The organism is Protofrankia sp. CiP1_Cm_nod4, assembly GCF_982290645.1.
Genome location: NZ_CEVIVC010000045.1, coordinates 32,324 through 36,699, shown reverse-complemented (window position 1 = coordinate 36,699; position 4,376 = coordinate 32,324). Strand labels below are relative to the sequence as shown.

Annotated in this window: 2 protein-coding genes and 1 pseudogene; all 3 read left to right on the top strand. The window is 70.6% G+C overall.

From position 1 onward, the window contains the following. The first annotated feature begins 729 nt into the window (after nucleotides 1–729). The 3 genes and pseudogenes from AC5LSR_RS11095 (at nucleotide 730) to AC5LSR_RS11085 (ending at nucleotide 4,254) form a co-directional block, all read left to right on the top strand. A complete protein-coding gene (locus AC5LSR_RS11095; RefSeq protein WP_493468414.1) occupies nucleotides 730–2,148 on the top strand; it encodes a lysine N(6)-hydroxylase/L-ornithine N(5)-oxygenase family protein in 1,419 nt (472 codons plus the stop codon). Nucleotides 2,149–2,327: 179 nt separating this feature from the next. Beyond that, nucleotides 2,328–3,200, top strand: a pseudogene (locus AC5LSR_RS11090) (ABC transporter transmembrane domain-containing protein); the annotation flags it as partial. 304 nt (nucleotides 3,201–3,504) lie between these two features. Beyond that, a complete protein-coding gene (locus AC5LSR_RS11085; protein ID WP_493468415.1) occupies nucleotides 3,505–4,254 on the top strand; it encodes an ATP-binding cassette domain-containing protein in 750 nt (249 codons plus the stop codon). Nucleotides 4,255–4,376: the final 122 nt, after the last annotated feature.

Here is a 4,376-nt window from a genome sequence, read left to right as displayed (position 1 = left end):
CAGTGCTCTGCCAATTGAGCTACGCCCCCGGAGACGACCCAACCAAGAGTACGACACGCGGGCCCCGGCAGGTCGGTAGCTGGTCGATCGTGGCATCACGATCACGGATCGGGGCCTGCGTACGGGTCGGGGCCCGCGCCGGCGTGAGCATGTGGCGCGCGGGGCCGCCTCCCAGGCCAGACGGGGATGCGCCTGGACAGATCATGATTGTCGGCGTTGTGCCGCCCGAGCCGTGGGCCGGGTGCACGAATGTGCGGGTGTGCGGGTGTGCGGTCGCCTCCGGTTCAGGCGGTTCGCGGTGCCGGGCGGATGTGTGGGTGCGTGGGTCGGTGTCACACGAGCGCGGACCTTGAGAGCGTCCGCCTCGCCCGGCCGCGCCCGTCCGCGCCCGTGTCACACGGGCGCGCACTATGAGCACTCTCCGTACATCACGGCTCCGGACGTGACCAGCGTTGTCGCGATCCGCCGGACATCGGTACTTGATTCGCCATAAGTTAGGTTAACCAAAGTCAGCGAAGACAATCGCATCGACAGGCGGCGAAGGTGCGCGCAACCGGCCGCGCACAACGGGCTGCGAAGGGACGCACAACCTTGACGTCACCCGATTATTCCGAGTATAGGTAAGTCTAACTTAACTAACAGTCATGACATGGTGCTCCGCCTGAGCGTCCTCGGACGAGGTACCTCTGGTCAGCGCCGACGCGGTCTCACATGACTGGAAGGGCAGCCGTGGTAGGACGTCTGCACGAGCGGGCCGGAGAACTGACGGAACTCGGTGTCCACGACATGATCGGGATCGGGTTCGGGCCTTCGAACCTCGCCCTGGCGATCGCCGTCGAGGAACACAACGCCCAGGTAGCGCCCTCGGCGGCACTGCGGGTCACCTTCCTGGAACGCCAGGAACGCTTCGGCTGGCATCGGGGAATGCTGCTCGACGGCGCCACCATGCAGATGTCGTACCTGAAGGACCTTGTCACCCTGCGCAACCAGGCGAGCGATTTCAGCTTCGTGTCGTACCTGCACGGCCAGGACCGGCTGGTGGACTTCATCAACCACAAGACGATGTTCCCGTTGCGCCACGAGTTCCACGACTACCTGGAGTGGGCTGCGGGCCGCCTCGATCATCTCGTGGAGTACGGCTCGGAGGTCGTCGACCTGCGGCCGGTCACCCTCGGCGGTGAGATCGCCTTCATCGACGTGGTGAGCCGGCGCGGCGGCGGCCCCGAGCGCACGGAGGTGCGCCGCGCCCGCAACGTCGTCATCGCGGCCGGCCTGGAACCTCGCACACCCGACGGAATCGGGCTCACCGAGCGGGTCTGGCACAACCACGACCTGCTCGACCGTGTCGGCGCGATGCCGTCGACACCGCGGGGGCGATTCCTCGTCGTCGGTGCTGGTCAGAGCGCGGCCGAGGTGACCGAATACCTCCACTCCAACTTCCCGCGGGCCGAGGTGCACACCGTCTTCGCCCGCTACGGTTTCAGCCCGGCCGACGACAGCTCGTTCGCCAACCAGATCTTCGACCCGACCGCGGTCGACGACTTCTTCCACGCCCCCGACAAGGTCCGGGCGATGCTGCTCGACTACCACCGGGGGACCAACTGCTCGGTGGTCGACACCGACCTCATCGACGAGCTGTACCGCCGCGTCTACCAGGAGAAGGTGCGTGGCGTCGAACGGCTGCGCATGGTGCGGGCGTCCCGGCTCACCGGCCTGGAGGACGTTCCGGACGGTGTCCGGGCGACCGTCGAGTTCCTTCCGACCGGCCAGCGGCAGACCCTCGACGCGGACGTGGTGGTGCTGGCCACCGGCTACCGCTCCCGCGACCCGTGGCGGCTGCTCGGCGGCATGGCGGCGGTGTGCAACGTCGACGACGCCGGCCGTCTGGAGGTTCGACGTGACTACCGTGTGGTTACCGCGGCGGGGAGCACGGCCGGCATCTACATCCCAGGTGCCACCGAGTACGCGCACGGCATCTCCTCGACGCTGCTGTCGAACATCGCCGTCCGGGCCGGGGAGCTCCTGCGCTCCGCCCTCGGCCATGCCGACGGCACGGCGGCCGCGGGCGAGGTGGCTGCGGGCGAGGTGGCTGCGGGCGAGGTGGCCGCGGACGCCCCGGCGCTGGCGCTGGCGCTGGCGCTGGGCTGACCATCCGGCACGACCGCATCGACCCGTCGACCAGGCACCGGCTGTGCCGGCCGCGTCCCGCGGCGGCCAGTGGCGAACACATCGACGGATCAGTACCTCGGATGCCTTCGGCATTACCCCAAATGGGAGTAAGCCAGGTGGCTTACGAATCAGGCGAGCCGTCCGATCACGGCCGATAGATGATCGGTTGTAGCCGTGGGACGACGACAAGCAACGGACCGGAGGACAGAAGGGTGCGTACTGGCGGGCCGTCAGGGCGGGACGTCCTCACCAGCTCGGTCATCGGCCAGCGACGCCAGATCGCCGTGGGCGCGGTGATGGTCGCGGGGCATCAGGTCGGTGAGGCCCTGGTCCCGGTCCTGATCGGGATCATCATCGACCGGGCCGTGTCGACCGGGGCCACCGGCGATCTCCTTCGCTGGCTCGCCGTCCTCGCGGTCACGTTCGCCGGCCTTTCGTTCTGCTACCGCTTCGGCGCGCGATTCGGGGAACGCGCCGCCGAACGCTCCGCGCACAACCTGCGCATCCAGCTCACCCGCCGTGTCCTGGACCCGCGGGCGGGCGCGGAAACCGGTCGCCTGTCCGGGGCGCTGGTGAGCATCGCCACGGGAGACGCCCAGCGGGTCGGCATCGTGAACGCGGCGCTGCCCGCGTCGATCGCGGCCGTCACCGGCCTGCTGGTCGGCGCGGTCGCGCTGCTCACGGTCTCCGTCCCGCTCGGCCTGCTGGTGCTGTTCGGCGCACCCTTCCTGCTGTGGGGGACGCACCTGCTCGGCCGGCCCCTGGAACGCCGCAGCGACACCGAGCAGGAACGCGCCGCGCACGCCTCGGGTGTCGCCGCCGACCTCGTCGCCGGGCTGCGGGTGCTCAAGGGCATCGGCGCCGAGCCGGCCGCCATCGCCCGCTACCGGCGCACCAGCCAGGACTCCCTGACCGCGACCCTGCGGGCGGCCAGCGCGAAGGCCTGGCACGACGGCGGCGTCCTCGCGCTGACCGGGATCTTCATCGCGGTGGTCGCGCTGGTCGCGGGCCGGCTCGCGGCCGAGGGCGACATCTCGGTCGGTGATCTGATCGCCGCGGTCGGGCTCGCCCAGTTCCTGCTCGGGCCGCTATCGATCTTCGCCTGGGTGAACGCGGAGTTCGCCCAGGGGCGGGCGTCCGCCGGCCGGGTCGCCTCGGTGCTGGCGGCGTCCCCGGCGGTCGGGGCCGGGACGAGGAGTCTTCCCGAGCCGGTGCGGGGCCAGGTCCGCTTCCAGGACGTGACCTACGGGCCGCTGCGGGGCCTGACGTTCACCGCCGCCCCCAGCGAGCTGCTGGGAGTCGTCGCCGGCCGATCCGGCGGCGGCCACCGCCGTCCTGCGCTGCCTGGGACGCGAAGCGGACCCGGACGGCGGCTCGGTCGAGCTCGACGGGGTGCCGCTGTCCGAGGTGTACCCGGCGGCGGTCCGGGCCGCGGTCCTGGTGGCCGCGCACGACGCGGAACTGTTCGAGGGAACCCTGATCGAGAACGTCGCGGCGCCCACGCCCGACGGTGAGCCGGCTGAAGATGGGCCCGCCGTGCGTCAGCCTGTCGGGCAACCTGTCGGGCAACCTGTTGGGCATGGCCTTACCGGGCATGGCCCCGGAAGCGGCCCGGCCACGGTCGTCGGCGGCGGCGCCAGGAGCCCGGTCGGCGTCGACGCTGGTGGCGCGGCGGAGGCCCGTACCGGGGGTGTGGTTGGACGGGCGCTGGCGGCGGCGGGTGCCGACGAGGTCGCGAGCACCCTCCCGGACGGTGTCGACGAAATACTCGCCGAACGTGGACGGTCACTGTCGGGTGGGCAGCGGCAACGTATCGCGCTTGCCCGCGCGCTCGCCGTCGACTCCCCCGTGCTGGCCGTGCACAACCCCACCACGGCGGTGGACGCGGTCACCGAGGCACGGATCGCGGCCGGTATACGCGACATCCGCCGCGGCCGGACCACCATTCTGATCACGACGAGCCCGGCCCTGCTCGCGGTGACCGACCGGGTGGTGGTCATCGACGGGGGCACGGTGACCGCCGAGGGCACCCATGGCGAACTCGTCCACGGCCACGCGGACTACCGAGCGACCGTGCTCACTTGACGGCCACCGTCCACCCGATGAGCACCGTCTACCCGACGAGTGCTGTCCCCACAGTGGTCACCGTCCCCATGGCGATCACTGTCTCTACGGTGAGCAGCTTCCATGTTGCGAACAGTGTCCAT